13 protein-coding genes are annotated in these 18,423 nt (G+C 60.3%); 11 read left to right on the forward strand and 2 right to left on the reverse strand.

What is annotated here, in order from left to right:
• Positions 1-35: 35 nt before the first annotated feature.
• From VSP_RS02505 to VSP_RS33505, 11 genes are all read left to right on the forward strand, one after another.
• Positions 36-1,199 carry a PepSY-associated TM helix domain-containing protein gene (locus VSP_RS02505; protein WP_009958505.1) on the forward strand — a complete coding sequence of 388 codons (1,164 nt, stop codon included), beginning with the start codon at positions 36-38 and terminating at the stop codon, positions 1,197-1,199.
• Between the two features lie 25 nt (positions 1,200-1,224).
• Entirely contained in the window at positions 1,225-3,357 is a 2,133-nt protein-coding gene (locus VSP_RS02510) for a TonB-dependent siderophore receptor (protein WP_009958506.1), read from the forward strand.
• A gap of 209 nt (positions 3,358-3,566) precedes the next feature.
• Positions 3,567-4,403 (forward strand): hypothetical protein, encoded by an 837-nt coding sequence (locus VSP_RS02515; RefSeq protein ID WP_009958508.1) that lies wholly within the window; start codon positions 3,567-3,569, stop codon positions 4,401-4,403.
• 286 nt (positions 4,404-4,689) lie between these two features.
• Positions 4,690-6,498, forward strand: a complete 1,809-nt coding sequence (locus VSP_RS33500; protein ID WP_157210694.1) for an IucA/IucC family protein — start codon at positions 4,690-4,692, stop codon at positions 6,496-6,498.
• Positions 6,495-7,766, forward strand: coding sequence for an AMP-binding protein (locus tag VSP_RS02525; RefSeq protein WP_009958510.1), 1,272 nt, complete (start codon positions 6,495-6,497; stop codon positions 7,764-7,766). Before VSP_RS33500 ends, VSP_RS02525 begins: the two co-directional genes overlap by 4 nt.
• 1 nt (position 7,767) lies before the next feature.
• On the forward strand, positions 7,768-9,063 hold the full coding sequence (locus VSP_RS02530) for a DUF6005 family protein (RefSeq protein WP_009958512.1): 1,296 nt from the start codon (positions 7,768-7,770) through the stop codon (positions 9,061-9,063).
• Entirely contained in the window at positions 9,060-9,923 is an 864-nt protein-coding gene (locus VSP_RS02535) for a sugar phosphate isomerase/epimerase family protein (RefSeq protein WP_009958513.1), read from the forward strand. Before VSP_RS02530 ends, VSP_RS02535 begins: the two co-directional genes overlap by 4 nt.
• A 14-nt stretch (positions 9,924-9,937) precedes the next feature.
• Positions 9,938-11,089 carry a carboxynorspermidine decarboxylase gene (locus VSP_RS02540; RefSeq protein WP_009958514.1) on the forward strand — a complete coding sequence of 384 codons (1,152 nt, stop codon included), beginning with the start codon at positions 9,938-9,940 and terminating at the stop codon, positions 11,087-11,089.
• Positions 11,090-11,122: 33 nt separating this feature from the next.
• Positions 11,123-12,385, forward strand: coding sequence for a saccharopine dehydrogenase family protein (locus tag VSP_RS02545; RefSeq protein ID WP_009958517.1), 1,263 nt, complete (start codon positions 11,123-11,125; stop codon positions 12,383-12,385).
• 16 nt (positions 12,386-12,401) lie between these two features.
• On the forward strand, positions 12,402-13,796 hold the full coding sequence (locus VSP_RS02550; protein WP_009958518.1) for an MATE family efflux transporter: 1,395 nt from the start codon (positions 12,402-12,404) through the stop codon (positions 13,794-13,796).
• An 11-nt stretch (positions 13,797-13,807) separates the two neighbouring features.
• Positions 13,808-15,784 (forward strand): IucA/IucC family protein, encoded by a 1,977-nt coding sequence (locus VSP_RS33505; protein ID WP_009958519.1) that lies wholly within the window; start codon positions 13,808-13,810, stop codon positions 15,782-15,784.
• A 232-nt stretch (positions 15,785-16,016) separates the two neighbouring features.
• Here VSP_RS33505 and VSP_RS33510 read toward each other — a convergent pair whose 3' ends face one another.
• Together VSP_RS33510 and VSP_RS02565 are read right to left on the reverse strand one after the other, a co-directional pair.
• Positions 16,017-16,340, reverse strand: coding sequence for a DUF2218 domain-containing protein (locus VSP_RS33510; RefSeq protein WP_009958520.1), 324 nt, complete (start codon positions 16,338-16,340; stop codon positions 16,017-16,019).
• 22 nt (positions 16,341-16,362) lie between these two features.
• A complete protein-coding gene (locus VSP_RS02565) occupies positions 16,363-18,069 on the reverse strand; it encodes a flavin-containing monooxygenase (protein ID WP_029190120.1) in 1,707 nt (568 codons plus the stop codon).
• Positions 18,070-18,423 lie beyond the last annotated feature (354 nt).

Genomic DNA, 18,423 nt, shown 5'->3' on the forward strand with positions numbered 1-18,423 from the left:
GTAGCGTTCTCATTAGGCATTTCTGTTGGAATTGCATGACTCTTCGCAAAAGCTTCTTCTGGTGCCATCTCGTCGCCGGCCTCATTGCCGGCCCGATCATCGCGATCATGTCGGTGACCGGGATTGCGATCGCCTTCGAGGAAGAGATTTTGCGATGGCATGACCGGCGGGAGAGCCGCCTGGAAGGCATTCCCGGAAAAGAAAGGGTTCCTTTGCCCATCGCAGAACTCACCCGGAAGATCGAAGCGGACCACGCGGGGGGAAAGGTCTCCTCCATCGCGATGTTCAGCGATCCCGGGCGCGCTTGGGAGGTGCATCTGGGTGATGACGGGCCGTTTTATCTGGATCCGTTCACCGGTGACACGCGAGCATCACGTGCCCACCGCGCTCATGAAATCATCCACAAGCTGGAGGAGTGGCACCGATGGTTGGGAGCCGACGAGGGGCAGACCTCCATGGCGCGCATCGTTACGGGCGTCTCGAACCTCGCGCTTGTGGCCCTTTGCGTGACGGGCCTGTATTTGTGGTTTCCCCGCCAGTGGACCTGGAGGGCGCCCCCCCCCCTGCTGCTGCTCAAAACGGGCTTCAAGGGCAGGGCTCGGGACTTCAATTGGCACAACGTCTGCGGCTTCTGGGCGCAGCCCGTGGTCCTCGTCCTGGCGCTCACAGCGGTGGCCATTTCGTTCGAGTGGGGTCACCGCCTGGTTTTCATCCTGGCTGGCGAGGAACCTCCGAAATCTCGCAACTACGGGATGATGGCCGTACCGCCGCCCTCGGTGCCTGCCCCAGCCCCAGGGACAACTCCCGTCCCCCTTGATACTTGCTTCGCGCACATCGCCGCGGCATTCCCGAACTGGGAGTCCATCACCCTGGAATCGATGCCCGATCCCGCCGGCAGCCCGTTGGAGCCTCTGGAATTCGGCGTCACGGTGCCGGACCACATGCCTAGCCGGGCCTACATCCCGGTGAAGTCTCATCCGTTCACCGGAGAGATTCTCCAGCAAGTGCCCTTCCAGGACCGCAGCGTTGGGCTTCAGGCGCGCGTGTGGATCCGCTTCCTGCACACCGGTGGGGCGTTCGGACTGCCGGGCAAGATCATCGCCTCCCTGGCCACTGCAGCACTGCTCGTCCTCGTGTGGACCGGCTTTGCGCTGAGCTGGCACCGGTTTTTTCGCAGAGCCCGTACCCAGGCCGCGTGAGCCATTTCTTCCTGCCTCTCTCATCATGAAACGAAAACACAACAACCTAACAAGCACTCCCGCCGCCATCGCCGTTTGCTGTGGTCTGGCAGCCTCCAGCCTCCTTGGCCAAAGCTCTCCGCCCCCAGCGACGCCAAAGCCTGAGGACACCGAAACGATGGCCGAGGTTGTGGTGACCTCAGAGTTCCCAATTCGCTATCTGGAAACTTCCACCACAGCCGCGCTGTTCTCGGACATTCCGCTGATTGAGACGCCTTTCAGCGTCAGCGTGTACAACGAGGAGTTGATCGAGGATCGGCGTGCCTTCACCCTCAAGGATGTCCTGCAACACGACCCGAGCATCGCGATTCAGATGCCTGGCGGCTACTACGGCACGCAAAACTTCGGCCTGCGCGGCTTCCGGGTGGACAACTTCAACGGCTACCGCATGGACGGGGTGCCGATCATCAACACCGTTGCCCCCACCCTTGACGACAAGTCACGGGTAGAACTGCTTAAAGGCCCCTCCGCACTTCAATTCGGTTTCATGCCCCCCGGCGGTGCCATCAATCTTGTGCGTAAACATCCCCAGGACTTCTCGACCAGCCTGCAATTTGACGTCGACACCTTCGGGAGTGTGTATGGCCAGATTGATACCAGCGACATCGTGGCCGGAGGAAAGTTTGGCTACCGTCTGGTGCTTGCGGCCGACGAGTTTGACAGCTTCTACGACAACGCTGACGGCAACCGCTTCATGGGCTCGTTGTACACCGAGTGGAAGCCGACCGATGGGGTGACCATTTGGAGCGCGATCGGTGGCCAGGATCTTGAGCGCAGCGGCTACTACGGTCCTATGATCACGGCCAACGGGCGCGTGCTGGACACTGGCGTGAAGACCAACATCATGCAGGATTGGGCGCGCAACGAGCAGCAGACCTTCGACGCCGCGGTCGGCATCGACGCTGAGCTCAGTGAGGACTGGAAGTTGCGTCTCGCCGTGAACTACCAGGATGCCCAGAGGGATTCCCGTTTGAGCTATCCCTACTCGGTACTGGAGAACGGTGATTTCACAGACGGTGCCTTGCTCACCAATGGCCCCTTCGAGTGGGAATCCTGGGGCATTCATGCTCACGTGGAAGGCAACTTCAACACCGGCAGCCTGAAACACAAAACCGTGGTTGGCACCCAGTGGCGCGCCTACGACACCTCTGGCGAGCGCAGCTTTCCTGACGTGGGGCCCAACAACGCCTATAACTTGAGTTCACTTCCCATCCCGGCTGCGGCTGGTTGGACGGCGCTCGATTTCGAATACAATGAGATCGGCGTTTTCGCGACCGACATCATCGAATTCAACGAGTACTGGTCGATCTTGTTGGGCGGGCGCTTTGGCCGCTTTGAGAACACCTATCCGACGGATCCCGCCGCCGATGACACGGTTGATGCATGGACCCCGACGGCAGCATTGATGTTCTCGCCGACCGAGAATGTGCACACCTACTTCACCTACACTCAGGGTGTGCAGGATGGTGGAACCGCCAGCCGCGCGGCAACGAACGCCTTTGCGCCGCTCGGTGTACAGAGATCCGAACAATTCGAACTCGGCGTGAAGACTGAATTGTTGGAAGGCCGGCTTGCAGGCGAGCTTGCCCTGTTCCAAATCGATCAGGATCTCGCCGCCATGAATCCGGCCACTGGCATCGAATCGTTCTCAGGCGTCCAACGTCATCGGGGCATTGAGGTTACCCTTCGGGGCAAAATCACAGACTCCCTGCAGACGGGTTTCGCCTTCATGCTTCTGGATGCCGAGCAAAAGGACACCGGCTACGCCGAGCTCGACGGGCGGACACCGCAGTATGTTCCGGAGTATCAGGCAAATCTTTGGGCCATTCTGGACATCCCGCAAGTGCCTGGCCTCTCGCTGAACGCGAACGCCCGTTTTGTGGACAAGCAGTATCTTGATCAGACGGAGCAGTTCGCCACGGATTCCTACGTTGTGGTGGATGTGGGAGCCACCTACCGGCGCAAAATTGCCGATGCGGACTGGACGTTCCGCGTGGGCATTCGCAACCTGCTGGATGAGCGCTACTACGAGTCCGGCGAGTTCTACCCCGGAGACGCTGGCTATCTGGCTCACGGATCACCGATCTCCGCGGTGTTTTCCATTCAGGTGGACTTTTAACTCGTAACGGAGGCTCACCTCCGCCGCCATGGCTGCGGCACCCGGAAAGTTCCAGGTGCCGCGGCTTGTTATCAGAACGCATTTCCCTCAAGGAAAGGGCATGGCGGTCCCTGATGCCGCTCAATGGCTATCAATGATTTCCTCGATCTGTGATCTGACGCCGCTGAGAGGGCGCATCCTTTCGATGTTGTGATCCCAGTCTATTGATCATGTCTGCCCATCACCTTGCTTGCCTCGTGATTCTCGCTGCCTCCGCGACCTGCCTTCGCGCGGGGGGGCAAGCTGTTGCTGAGCCCGAAGCCGGATCCATGTTCAGTGGGGAAATTGGCATTGCGGTGGCGAATCAGTACATCACCCGCGGATTCGTCGTGCAAGATGAGGGGACCTCTTTTCAGCCCCATCTCGATCTGAGCGTCACCTTGTACCAAGGCAACGGCTTCATCAACTCGGCCTCGGCCTTCACTGGCATGTGGGGGGCCATTGGATCGACTCCCTACGAAGGTCTTGGCAAAGATGGCGGCCGGTTCACAGAATTCGACTACGGATTAGGTGCCTCCATCACCTTCGCCGAACGCTGGACGATCTCCAGCTTCTACAACCGCTGGACAAGCCCCGCAGGAGCCTATGGCGACGGCCACTGGATCAGCGCGACGCTTGAGTTTGATGACCATGGTCTCTTCCCAGGGTCTTTCTCCCTGGAGCCCTTTTTCCAGATCGCACACGAGTTTGGCAGCGACCTCGCGCCTGGTCTTTGTTTAGAGCCCGGCATCCGCCCCAATGTGACGTTGTTTCCCGAAAGCGACACGCCCTTCAACGCTGCCCTGCTGGTCATGGCAGGACTGGGGCGCGGATACTATGGTGTGGACTACGGTTACTTCGTCATCGGCCCGCAGCTATCCATCCCCCTTGGTTTCATCGATCCCACGGCCGGAAACTGGACCTTCACCGCGGAATGCCTTTACTACGATTTCGGCCGCACCACGACGGCTGAGAATGGACAGGGCCACAGCTGGTTGGTCAGTCTCAAACTGGCCGTTAGTTTCTAACTGCCGACGCCTCACTGTGGCTTGCCTGGACGCTGCAGCCTGAGCGGGCACCGGATGCAAGAGATACAAGAAGTGATGACCGAAAAAAAAGAAAAAGGTCGGAGCATCTGGAACTGGCCTTCCAGATTTGTGCCCAAAAAGCATCCCCGGGTTATTTTCAAATTAGGATAATCCCTAATGCCGTAACGGCTTAAAAATTTAGGTTGCACTAATGGCATCACAGCAAACAATGTGACTGCGACGCAGTCTCAGTCGCATCTTTCAACAGTTGTAACCATTGAATTCCTTGGATCCACAAAACCCCATTCGTGCTGAGAAACTGCAAGAAGGCGTTGGATACACTCCGGACGAGGCAGACAGCCGCGTCATCCGTCAGTTCGTTGAAGCCTTGTTGTTTGAGCGGTTGGTGAAATACCACGTTGCGCCTCGTACCGCGTCCTCTCCCGGAGCGCACGATGCAGCGCCCATCTACGACATGCAGGTGGACTTTCCGGTGGGAGAACTGCATTTCCGGTGTCTGGCAGCTTTTTCGTCCTTCGACCGCGTGCGGATCGCGCATGGAACCGTGGTCCAGATTGTCGGGGACAAACCCACAGCCTTCCGCCTGGCAGATCTCCTCCGGGCGATGGAGGTGCCACCGGCGGGGAAACAACGCCTGCTTGAGGAACTGACGCAGACGATTGAACTCCACCGGTGGAACCGCGCCCACCTCGATCACCACCGGAACCCTCGCCGGGAACTTGGTTTTCAGGCGTTGGAATCGGCCATCGTCGAAGGACACCAGTACCACCCGAGCTTCAAGACTCGGACGGGGTTTTCCCTTGCTGATCATCAAGCCTATGGCTCGGAAGCGGGCAGCACCTTCCAGTTGCATTTCGTGGCCGTGAGCCGTGACCTTCTGCGGACCGCATTGCCCGGGAACGAAGCCGACTTCTGGAAGGCGGAACTGGGTGCCGCCACCTGCGACTGGCTCGCCGGGCGGCTTGAAGAGCTCGGCGGCGACTTCGAGCATTATTTCATCGTTCCCACCCACCCCTGGCAGGCCAAGGATCTGCGGGAACGTGGCTTCGGAGAGGCTCTCGACTCAGGGGCCTTGATTCCGCTCGGCCCGGCGGGCGATTATTATCATGCTTCCCAGTCGCTGCGCACGCTGGTCAATGCCTCTCATCCCGAGAAGGCGAATATCAAGCTGCCGCTCGACATCGTTTGCACCTCGTCACGCCGCAATCTTGAGCCGCACTTCGTCTGCACGGCTCCTCTCCTTTCCCAGTGGCTGGTTTCCCTCGTCGCGGAGGATCCCTTCCTCCAGGAGGGCAACCGCCTGCAACTGCTCAGCGAGTACGCCGCGGTCTCTTACGAGCCAGAGGAAGACGAGGACACGGCGGGGCTGCTCGGGGTCATTTTCCGAGAGAGCATCGTCGGCCGACTGGGAGAGGGGGAGGTGGCGATCCCCTTTACCTCCCTGACATTGGTTGAATCTGATGGGCGCCCCTTCATTGCTGACTGGATCGAAACCTACGGTGCCGAACGCTGGGCCGAACGACTCATCGAGGTCGTGGTGATGCCTATCTGGCACATGCTCGTCCATCACGGCATCGCCTTCGAGGCGCACGCACAGAACCTCATTCTCGTCCAACAGAACGGTTGGCCGAAACGGATCGTACTGCGCGACTTCCACGAAGACACCGAATTCGTTCCCGAGTTCCTCGGTCGTCCCGAAACCGAACCGGACTTCGCCTCTGTTGATCCCTTCTTCGAAACCATCCCGCTCGACGACGGCTATCGCATGGACTTGGTCGAGTCCCTGCGACAGCTCTATGTGGACACGGTTTACGTCTTCAACCTCGCGGATGTGTCGTTCCTGCTGGAGCGCTTTCATGGCCTCGCCGAAAAGGAATTCTGGGGCCTTGTAAGAGCGAAGCTGGACGCCTATGCCGCATCCGGAGTCACTGAAGCCTCGCGCATCGCGAGCCTCGAAGCGGACAAAGCCGGCATCATTGTGGAGTCACTTTTGACCAAAACCATCCACCGCGGCGGAACGCTCGACTACTACGAGCACGAAGTCCGGAACACTCTGAGCCGCGAAGCGCCATGATCCACGTTGACGACCAGTCCTACGACAAGGGATATTTCAAAAACCGGTTCGCCCAGTTTGACTCCCACCCCGTGCTCTCCGGATGCGCCGGGCGCCGCCTCGCGGTGTGCCTGCAAGACACCGCCCTGTGGGTTGCCCTCTGCCTCTACATCAAGGAAAAAGGCGGCGCCGTATTTCCTCTACCCATCGACACACCGCTGGAGGGCGCACGCCGCCGCGCCGAGCGCAGCGGCTGCGAGGTCCTGCTTGTCACCTCTCACGACGAGGAGCTTGGAGTCGTCGCGATCGATGCGGGAAATGCTCTTCCCGACGCCCCGGCCGGGCTCATCCAGACGAGTTCCGGAACCACCGGCGAACCCAAGTTCATCGAACGGAGCTGGGCCAGCATCAACACGGAAATCGAAAGCTATGTGAGCCATTTTCCTGAGGCGAACGACTGGGCGCCCATTGTGGCCTGCCCGGCCACCCACTCGTATGGGCTGATCTGCGGGATTCTCGTCGCGCTACGGCGGGGCCTGCAGCCGGTCATCATCCGGAACTTCAATCCGAAGTTTATTCTCCGGAAATTACGCGAGGCGCCATCCTCCATTCTCTACTCGTCCCCGGCCATGATCACCACGCTGGCCATGCTGGTGAAGGAGGGGGAACCACTGTGGGCGGTGATGACCTCAGGCACGGTGCTCCAGAAGGCGACCTTCGAAAAGCTTGCGAAAAAGGTGCGCCATCTCTACCAGCAGTACGGCTGTTCCGAGGCGGGCTGCCTGTCCCTCGGCACCGGGCTTCTCGCAGCGAATGACCAGGGCAAACCTCTGCCACACATCGCCATTGCCGCAGGAACCAACGCCGGGGAACCTGCTGACATCGTCGTGACCCTGCCCGATGGCCGGACCGTGGAGACGCGCGACCTGGGTTATTTCATCGGTGACCGGCTGCACTTTGTCTCGCGGATCGATGAAATGATCAATGTCGCGGGATTCAACGTCTATCCCGGCGAAGTCGAGGAGGTCGTCCTCGCGATGCCCGGCATTCGGGACGCGGTGGTTTTCAAAAGGAGCCGCGGGTTTGGGGGCGAGCAGGTTTGTCTTCACTTCGTCTCGGAAGAAACCATCCCCGCGGAAGTCGTGCGCGAATTCTGCGCCGGACGCCTCGCCACGCACCAGATCCCCATGAACATCGCGCGCGTGGAAGCCATCCCCCGCCTGCCCAACGGAAAAATCAGCCGCAAGGCCCTCGCAGAGGCCCCTCCCGCACCCTCCCTGACATTCTGACATGAAAACGAGAGAACAAATCGTCGAGAGCATCTATCAATCGCTCGCGAGCAACATGCCGCACCTCGATCTGAGCGGCTTCCACAGCGACGCGCGGCTGAAAGAGGACCTCGGACTCGACTCGGCCGACACGCTCGAACTCCTCGTCAGCCTGGAGGTGAAATACAACCTCTCCCTGCCTGACTCCGCCATCATGGACAAGGACTTCTCCACGGTGCGTGCCGTGGCCAAGCTCTTTTACGACGCCCAGCCACGCCCCAATCCTGAGAAACTGCTGGAGTACGAGGAGGACATCAAACTCCACTGCTTCGTAAGCTGCCTCAGCGAAGTGATCAAGCGCTTCAACTTCGACCAGCGCACCCTCTACTTTGGCGTCTGGGATTCAGAGATCGTCGTCACCGAGAAGTGCCAGATTTCCTACCACAGCGAGCGGATCAGTCATCAGTTTTTCCTCGACTGGTATGAAAGGCTCTTCGGCATCAAGGTCGAGCCCTGGTTCGACCATGACATAAGCCGCGAGGAAAATGTCCGACGTCTGGTCTCCCTCGTGGAGAACCGTACGCCCGACCAGCACATCATGGTGATGCTCGACATGCACCGCCTTCCCGAACGCGTGAACGAGTTCAACAAGGACCCCTTCCCGCACTATCTGATGCTCGGTCCGACGGAGAAGCCGGAGACATGGTTCGTGTACGACCCCGACTACCGGTGGGAGGGAGTGACGACCAAGGAGCGGCTCCTCCATGCGGCTCGGCACCCCGCCGTGGGTGGCGGCTACGTCTTCTCCGACAAATCCGCGCACGAACCGCACCCGACCCAGATCCGCGCTTATTACGAGCACTGCATGCTCCTCGGCCGCCATCTCATGACCGAGGCGGTGCGCCAGGTCATCGAGGCCCATCTCGGAGGCTGTGACAAGAACGGCGACGAACTGCCGCTTGCGGCCTTGCGGCACGCCCTCGACGACGTGCCCATCCTTTCCATCCGCAAGTACTCCTACGAGCATGGCTTCGCTTTCTTCTGGCGCGAGCTGGAACTGGAGGAGGCGGAGTTCGACCACTGGTGCGAGGTCATCGACGAACTGGCGAAGACTTACACCCTCATCCAGTTCCACGCCATCAAGCTGGCCACCACCGGCGACCGCCGACTCGGCGACAAGATTTTCGACCTGCTCGACAAACAAGTTGAGCGCGAGAACCGCATCAAGGCGCGGATGCAGGAGGTTTTCGAGATGTGGTGCGAGCAAAACTTCTCCCGGGAAACAACTGCCATCGCCGAACTGGAGTCCGTTCGATGAAACTTTCCCTCTGCACCATCTCCTTCCGTCACCACCTGATCTCACTGAAGCAAGTGGTGGAATGGGCCGCACCACGCGGGTTCTCAGGCATCGAGCTCTGGGGCGTGCATGCCATCAACCTGCGCGACCGGCCGGGCTACGACCTCGACTGGCTCCGGTCCCACGGACTCTGCGTCCCCATGCTAAGCGATTACCTGCCCGTGCAGGGAGATCGCCAGGCCGTGATTGACAAGACCGTTGACCTCTGCCGCCTCGCGCAAAGTTGGGGGGCAAGCAAGCTCCGCACCTTTGCCGGCAACAAGGCCAGCCAGGAAGTCTCCGCCGAGGATCGCCGCGACTGGACTCTGCGCATGCGCGAGCTCTGCCACACCGCCGAAGGGCACGGCATGAAGCTTGTCGTGGAGATGCATCCTCACACCCTTGCCGACACGAGGGAATCGACGCGGCAGCTCATCGAGGAAATCAACCACCCCGCGCTGCGGCTCAACTTCGACGTCCTTCACGTGTGGGAATCAGGAGCCGACCCCTTCGAAGTCATCGGCGAGTTTGAGCCGCTCGTCGCCCACGTGCACCTCAAGAATGTGCGCTCCCGCTCCTTCCTCCAGGAGTTCCTGCCCGGCAATGTTTATGCCCCCGCAGGCAGCCGTGCCGGCATGGTGAGCCTTTTCAACGGGGCCTTCGACTACCGTAAGTTCCTCGCCCATGTCATGAACGAAACAGCGCTCTGGCCCACGCTCGACGCCTCGCTCGAATGGTTTGGCCCCAACGTTCTTGGCACACTGGAGCGGGACGCTGAGCAGCTTTCCCTGCTGGAGGCAGAAACGCTCGGCCTCCAGGCCCTGACCACCGCTGCGCTTTAACCACTGGCACACGCATGCGGCTTTCCACTCCCTATTACCTGATCGACGAGGCGCGGATGCTCCCCGCCATGGAGCGCATCCGCCTGGTCCAGGAGCGCTCCGGGGCCAAGTGTGTGCTCGCGCTGAAATGTTTCTCAAGCTGGTGCGCCTTCGACTTCATGCGCCAGTATCTCGTCGGCACCACCAGCAGCAGCCTTTGGGAGACGCGGCTGGGCCACGAGAAGTTCGGGGGGGAGACACACGGCTACTCGGTCGCCTACGCGGACGACGAGATCGCGGAAGTCGCGGGATATTGCGACAAGATCATCTTCAACTCGCTCGGCCAACTCAATCGCCTGGGCCACCATGCTGCAGGAATCTCAATGGGCTTGCGCCTCAATCCGGGCATTGGCCATTCTTGCTCCGAACTGAGCAATCCCGTCTGCCAGTATTCCCGGCTTGGCGTGCGCGCTGAGGAGCTGCCAGAGGACATCGGCTCGCGCATTCAGGGGGCGATGATTCACGTCAATTGTGACAACGACGACCTGGCCAGCTTCTGCTCGCAGCTTGATGTCATCGAGGAGCGCTTCGGCAAGCTCCTGCCCCACCTTCAGTGGTTGAGCTTCGGTGGAGGAATCGCGTTCACTGACGAAGCCTATCCGATTGACGACTTCTGCCGCCGCCTTCGTGAATTCTCCCAGCGTCATTCCCTGGAAATTTACCTAGAACCCGGTGAGGCCGCTGTCACCCACTCGACCAGCCTGGTGGTCAAGGTGCTCGACGTCGTCGAAAACGAGGTGCCCACCCTCGTCGTCGATGCAGGGGTGGAGACGCACCTGCTCGACGTGCTGACCTATGGATACACGCCGGAAGTCGATGGTGCTGAACCCCTGGCCAGGGACGCGAAGGACCTGGGCGGACGCGCCGGACACGTCTATCGTATTTGCGGGCGCACCTGCCTCGCCGGCGACCACTTCGGCAACTACGTTTTCCCCCGTCCCGTCGCCCTCGGCGACGAGCTCCGTTTCCCCAATGTGGGGGGTTACTCGATGGTGAAGAAGAACTACTTCAATGGCATCCGCATGCCGGCCATCTACCACCGGAACCTCTCCGGCGAACTCCGCCTCGTCCAACAGCCGACTTACGAGGATTTCCGTGAAGCCCTGACAAACACGCACCTCGTCTAGCTCATCCAGCCTTTTTATTCGCAGCCAACCATCATGAAAAAGAATGTCCTCATCATTGGAGCAGGCGCCGTGGGCGCAGTCGTGGCACACAAGTGCGCCCAAAACAACCAGGTGTTTGGCTCGATCTGCCTGAGTTCGCGAAACTTTGAAAATTGCCAGACGGTGATCCGGTCCATCGAGGCCAGGAACTACCGCCGCGAAGAGTCTTTTCAAATCTTCGCCCGCACCGTGGATGCCTCCGATTCCGCCCAGGTCGCGGGCCTCATTCGCGAGACGGAATCCCACATCGTCATCAATGTCTGCACGGCCTTCGTCAACATGTCGGTCATGGATGCCTGCCTGGAGACCGGCGCGGCTTACATCGACACTGCCGTCCACGAGGACTCTGCGGTGATGAATGCGCCCTATCCCTGGTATGCGAACTTCGAGTGGAAGAAACGGGAGCAATTCGCCCAAAAAGGCGTCACAGCCATTCTCGGGGTCGGTTTTGACCCCGGCGTCGTCAACGCCTACTGCGCCTATGCCGCACGCTACGAATTCGACTCGATCACTTCCATCGACATCATGGATGTGAACGACGGCAGTCACGGTCGCTTTTTTTCCACGAACTTCGACCCCGAAATCAACCTGCGTGAGATCATCGAGGACGCCGGTTGCCTGGAGGACGGCGAATGGCGCACGTTTCCCCACCACTCCCGCACCACTGATTACGACTTCCCTGAGGTGGGCGAGAAGAAGCTGTATCTGATGGGGCACGATGAGGTTCACTCCCTCTCGAAGCACATCCAGGGTGTCGAGACTGTGCGCTTCTGGATGGGATTCGACGACCACTACCTGCGCTGCCTGGAGGTCTTCGAAAAGACCGGCCTGCTCAACCACGAGAAAGTCACCACCTCCTGCGGCCAGAGTGTTGTCCCGCTCCGTGTGCTCAAGGCCTGCCTGCCCAACCCCGCCAGCCTCGCGCCAGACTACACGGGCAAGACCTGCATCGGCACCCTCATCAAGGGCCACAGCAAGGGCGAGCACAAGGAAATCTTCATCTACAACATCTGCAGCCACGAGGAGACTTTTGCCGATGTGGGCTCCCAGGCCATCGCCTTCACTGCCGGCGTCCCGCCCGTTGCCGCCGCCATGCTCCTGGCCCAGGGCGACTGGGACGTGAAGGGCATGGCCAACGTCGAGGAACTGCCCCCGCTCCCATTCCTGAAACTGCTTTCGCACCTCGGACTTTCGATGGCGATCCGCAAGGGCACGGAGGCGGATGCGCCTGAGCCCGGCGAACTGATCTGCGCCTGACCTTTTCCTCGAACCGATGACTCCCGAGAAAAATCCCGCGCTGAACGGCGCGGTGCTGCCCACCTTCTTTTACTACGCGGTCCCGTCCATGGTGGGGTTGATCGCGCTCACCACGACGAGCCTCGTTGATGGCATCTTCGTGGGAAACTATGTCGGTGCAGACGCTCTCGCCGCGGTCACCCTCCTCGTCCCGCTCCTCACTGTGCTCTACGCCCTCGCGCTGATGTTTGCTATCGGTGGATCGGTGGGCGCGGGCACGCACATGGGTGCGAAGGATCCAGGCACGGCATCCTCGGTCTTTAGCCAGACCCTCATCGCCACGGTCGCTACCACGACTCTCTTCACCCTCGCGAGCATTGTCTTCGAGCCCTGGCTGTTCCGGCTGCTCAATATCCCGACCGAGTTGGTGCCCATGGTCGGCGAATATTTCGGCATCCTGCGCTGGACCCTCATCATCCAGCTCACGACGATGGTTCTCTACTACTTCGTGCGGGCCGACGGCCATCCGATTCTTGCCACGATCTCGCTTCTCGTCGGCTCGCTGGGGAACATTGGTCTCGACGTGTTCTTCGTCTGCCAATGGGGGTGGGGCCTCGCCGGTGCCGCGTGGTCCACCGCCATCGCCCAGGTGGCGCAGGCCGCGGTGCTCTGCATCTACTTCTTCAGCCGGAGGCGGACGCTGCATTTCATCTGGCGGCAGACCCGTTGGTCCCATCTTTTCAAGGCCTGCTACAACGGGGTGTCAGAATTCATCAACGAGATCTCCGCTGGCATCATCATCTGGCTGCTGAACTTCCTCCTCATCGGCCGCCTGGGCGTGGACGGCGTCGCCGCTTTCAGCGTCGTGAGTTATTACATCTACCTCAGCTTGATGCTGACCTACGGGGTAGCTGACGCCCTCCATCTCCTTGTCAGTCAGAACTTCGGCGCGGGGAACCACCAGCGCATCCGGCAGTTCCTCTCCACTGCGCTCATTGGATCGAGTGGCATCGGCCTCAGTCTCGCCGTCTCTCTGCTGCTTTTCGGCGACCAGCTCACCGGTTGGTTCCTGAGCGGTGAGGATGCCGCCATCGTCGAAGAGGCAAGCCGCCTTGCCTTTGCCATCTGGCCGCTCTTCCTCGTCAACGGCGTCAACGTCATTCTGAGTTGCTACCTCACCGCCATCCACAGGCCAACCCCATCGGCCATCGTGGCGATTCTGCGCGGTCTCATCCTGCCTGCCTGCTTCCTCCTTGGCCTCGCCCACCTTTTCGACCAGGCAGCCCTCCGGGACAGCTCTTCACAATGGTCCTTCCTCTGGGCTTTACCGCTCGCCGAATGGATCACCTTCGCCGTCGCCATCGCCTTTTGCTACCGCCATCGCCCCGACCGATTCGAACCTGCATTCCCGATTCAACCCGTCGAGGACTGATTTTCCCCCCCATGCAACTCACCGCTGCCGACGCCTCGCTCCAGGCTTTTTGCAACTGTTACCTCCGCGAAGTCAACGAAGGGTTCTGGCACGAGCCCGGACATTTCTTCGCCCACTTCGGCCTCGCCGCCGGGACCGGGGTCCGCGATGTCGTGGAGCTTTCACTTCCGCAGGTCCGCACGACCCTCGCCCTCTTCATTCGCTACCGATCCCTGGTGGGACGTCATACAATCGCCGAAGTCCACGAACGCTCCGCCGGTGCATCAGCCTGGCAGAAGCTCGATGCACTGACGGCTCAGCTCCGGCTCATCGACGAAATCTACGCGAAACATCCCGGCAGCCCACAACGCCTCGAACTGCTGTCGCGGGTTGTCGAGAGCCATCAGGTGATGGAGCGCTATCTCGCCCACCGCCGCGCGAGGAGGGATCTAGGAAATCCAGAACGCGAGACCTCGTTCATCGAATCCGAACAGGCCGTCGTCACGGGCCACTGGCTCCATCCCACGCCCAAGTCGCGCCAGGGCATGCACGCCTGGCAGCACCCCGTTTACACTCCCGAGCTCCACGGGCGGTTCCGGCTGCAATTCTTCGCTGCCCGCCACGAGCTTGTCATCCAGGATTCCCTCCTGGACATGTCTGCTGAGACCCTAAGCTTTGAGATCGCGTGCCACGGACTCGACGAAACCGCTCGCCAACGTCTCGCCGATCTCGCTGCCTCTGGCTACGCTCTGCTGCCCGTCCATCCGCTGCAGGCCCACTGGCTTCATCACCAGCCTCACGTGCGGGAACTCCTGGCCGCAAAGTCGCTGATCGCCCTCGGCGAGCTGGGGCCCTGTTTCACCCCCACATCCTCGGTGCGCACTGTTTATTCGGAAGATCTCGACTGGATGCTCAAACTCTCCATTCCGGTGAAACTCACGAACTCCCTCCGGCTCAATCTCAAGAGCGAGCTCGGCGACAGTGTCTGGATCACCCAACTCCTGCGAGAATGTCGCGTGGAGGACGAGTTTCCCGGCTTCTTCGTCCTTGAAGACCCCGCCTATCTGGGCCTCGACCTGCCTGGGATCGAGGAAACAGGATTTGAGGCCATTTTTCGCGCCAATCCCTTTCGCGACTCAACTCGTCACCCAGCCGTCCACTCCATTGCCGCCCTCACCGAGGATCCTCTTACTGACGCGGACCACTCACGTCTCTTCGACCTTGTGTGGCGTCTGGCTGAGCGGCGCAGCATCTCCCTGTCCGAAGCCGCGCAACGCTGGTTCGATGCCTACTGGATCGTGGCCATCGCCCCCGTCCTCGGTGTGTATGACCAGCACGGCATCGCCCTTGAGGCGCACCAGCAGAATGTCGTCATCGGCTTTGCTGGCGACGGAATACCCGAGGCCTCCTACTACCGCGACATTCAGGGCATCGCCCTGGCCGAAAGTCATCGCGGGACCCTCGTCGCACTTGTGCCTGAGCTTGCCGACCTTCCAAAAGTATTCGAGCCCGATGACATCGTTCGCAACGGTCTCGGCTATTATCTTGTCTTCAACCACCTCTTCGCCATCGTCCATCGCTTCGGCGCTGATGGATTGATTGACGAGCAGGTCCTCCTTAGCCACATCGAAGCCAAACTCGACGCTGTACGCGCCGCCATGGAAGGCCCCGGTGCCGCCCTCATCGACATCCTTCTGCAAAGCGACTCCCTGCCTTGCAAGGCGAACCTCCTCACCCGCATTGAGGACCGCGACGAAATCGAGTCCGAATGCGAACTCGCCGTTTATGTACCGATTGCCAATCCGCTGGAGCGAGGATTCGGAGATGGCGTGAAAGGAGCCGATTACAACACGGCAGGGAAGAACCGCATCGAGCGTCTCGCCACCCAGAAAAACTATGGGCAGCACGGCATCCCGGTCACCACGGACATCGTCCCCAGTGCGGACCACGACGAAATAGAACTTTTCCCCGCGGTCCAGAAGTTGCTCGAAGGCGAGATCATCAAATGAGAGCGCAGTTTTCTGAGTTGCCTTGATCCGACTCAGTGGTTGCCCAAGCAAGAGCAGAGGCGGCGCGGGCATCAAAGGAGTGACATGCTTTAGCTTGTCTCAGTCCGACGTGGGTGGCGCGGTGGACAGGTTAGAACCTGTCACTACTTTGCCGCCAAGACTGGCTTGAAGGTGGCCTTGCGCACTGCCCCTCGAATGCCACCCCTGCGCCCCGCCCCCGGCCGGGTAGGTGCTAGGGTGTTTCCCAAATCAGGCGCAGGCCGCCCTCGCGTGCCGCGAAGCGGTCGAGGTGGTCATCAATCGCGCCCCAGTAGGCGTCGAGCTGTGTCATTGTGAACGCAGTGAGATGGACATCGAGCCGGGACTCCGTCGAGCGGAAGAGGGCCGTCGCATCCTCGGGATAGTCGGGGTCGTCTTCTTCTTTTGGAAAAACGACTTTGGCCCCCTCGTCATCAAGCTGGACGTCGAATTTGCGCGCCCAATGCTTGCAGAGAATGTTGATATAGCGTCGGCCGTTTTGGACTTCGGCCGTGCCGCTGCGTGTGAGAGTGGTCATGGGTAATTTCCTGTGTTTGCTACTAGGGCATCATATGTTTCGGGTGCACCGACGTGGGCATCATCCGCAGCACTGACATGTGGTAGCACATGTTGCCACGGTCCTCGACGGGCTCGGAGTACAGGTCGGCCAGGGCGGCCTCGCGGAAGCTGTGCGGCCCCACGATGCGGTAGGCTGAGGGGTTGAAGCTGCCGAACCAGACCTGGATGAACAGCTTCGGGTTGAGGAACAACATGCGAAGCGGCAGGAGGCAGCCGATCTCCCGCGCGAGAGCGTCAAGGTATAGAACCTGGGAGGGGTGGGATTCGGTGTGCCGGGGGCTCAGCCCGGTCCAGTACTCCTCCCAGCTCTTCTCCTCGGCGATGACCTCGGCGAGGTTGGGAGGCGGCTGCAACTTCCCGCTGAGCACCCGTGCGAAGTAACGGGCCTGCATCTCCGCGCAGATCGGGATACCGCCGGAGAAGGGACGCAGGAAGCCGATGAAGGCGACCCTGCCATCGTGACCGGGATGCAGAAAGTGCCGGTAGAGGTTGCGGACGTTGCCGTCTTCGATGCTCAGATCCCCCAGCGTCAGATCGCGCTCGTAGCCGGTGCAAAGCACCACCGCGTCGTACTCGGCGTGCACACCATCTTTGAAGTGGACGGTGTTGCCCTCGGCACGTGCCAGCCCGGTGTCGTTCACCACCACTTTGCCGTTCACTATGCTCGGGATGAAGCTGACGTTCTTGCAGAAGATGCCGCGAGGGCTCCAGCTGCCTTCCGGGTGGGACTTCTCGTTCCACTTTTTGATCAAGTCCCAGTTTTCCTTCTCCTCCTCGCAGCCCACGTCCATCTTGTAGGGCACCATGGGCTCGCCGAGCAGGTTGACGTCTGCGTAGGTCCGCGGCTTGATCCGCTCACGCAGGGCCTGCACGATGCCACCAAGGGACGAAATCAGCCCCAGGCCGACTGACATGGCACCGAATGCCGTCTTGGCCAGCCGACTGCTGCCCCAGAACGTTTTGTAAGGCACGGGGCGCTTGGTGGCGCGATCGTACATCTCGTGATGGTGCGCCCGCACGGTGCGGCTGTCGGTGCTACGGTGGTCATCCACGATCCGCGCCAGCAGGAAAGTGTAGGAGCGAATGGCCAGGGTGGTCTTGGAGGCGGTCTCGCTGATCTCCCGCACAATGTCGGCCCCGGACTCAGCCAGGCCGACGATCAGCACGCGCTTGCCGCGGAAGCGCTCGGCGTTGCGATACCCCGCGGAATGCACGATCTCGCCGGTGAAGCCGGCCAGCTCGGGGAACTGACGTTGGGGCGTCTTGAAAGGGCCGGAGCACATCGCCACCGCGTCGAAGTTCTCACTGACCTCGACTCCGCGGCAGCAGGATGTGACGACATAACCCTGACTGGTCTTCCTGACATCGGTAACCTCCGTGTCGGAGCGAATGCAGCCCAAAAGGTTGAAGCGGGTGGCGTACTCGGTCAGGTAGTCGAAGTACTCCTGCCGGGAATAGAATTTGCGGCCACCCTTGAAGGGAAAATCTGAGAAGGCCATCAACCGCATGGAGATGGTCAGCTTCAGGTGGTCGAACGCCTTCGTCTTCGTGCCGTCGTCCCCGTCACGGAGCCAGATCCCGCCGACGCCGGAGTTCTTGTCGTAGCAGACGACCTCGTGTCCCTCATCGCGCAACTGTTTGACCGTAGTCAGTCCACACGGACCTGCTCCAACAACACAAACTCTCATCTACGAAATCTCCTTTTTTTATGTTTGGTGGTTCTTGCGGCGCCACCGCAGATCGATCGCTTCGATTGCGGGTGGCAGTTTTTCGAATCGATTATCTGATATTGAGATTCATTAGCTCTGTCAACATGAGAAAATGTGCTGGATTTGTTGTAGGCCGTTTGGCAGGCGAGGAAGCTGGAACGGCAAGGCGACAAGATGTGATCGACTTGGTTATGACCTCGACATGCTGGTGATGTGTGGATAAAACCTATTCCGGCTTTGAGACGCGCTGGATGCGAAGTGCCCATATTTTTACCTATGAAATGGGTGGGAGAATCTTTTTCACGGTGCCGGACTCCGCAGCATTGAAGCCGC

The sequence above is a fragment of the Verrucomicrobium spinosum DSM 4136 = JCM 18804 genome (assembly GCF_000172155.1).
GTDB lineage: Bacteria > Verrucomicrobiota > Verrucomicrobiia > Verrucomicrobiales > Verrucomicrobiaceae > Verrucomicrobium > Verrucomicrobium spinosum.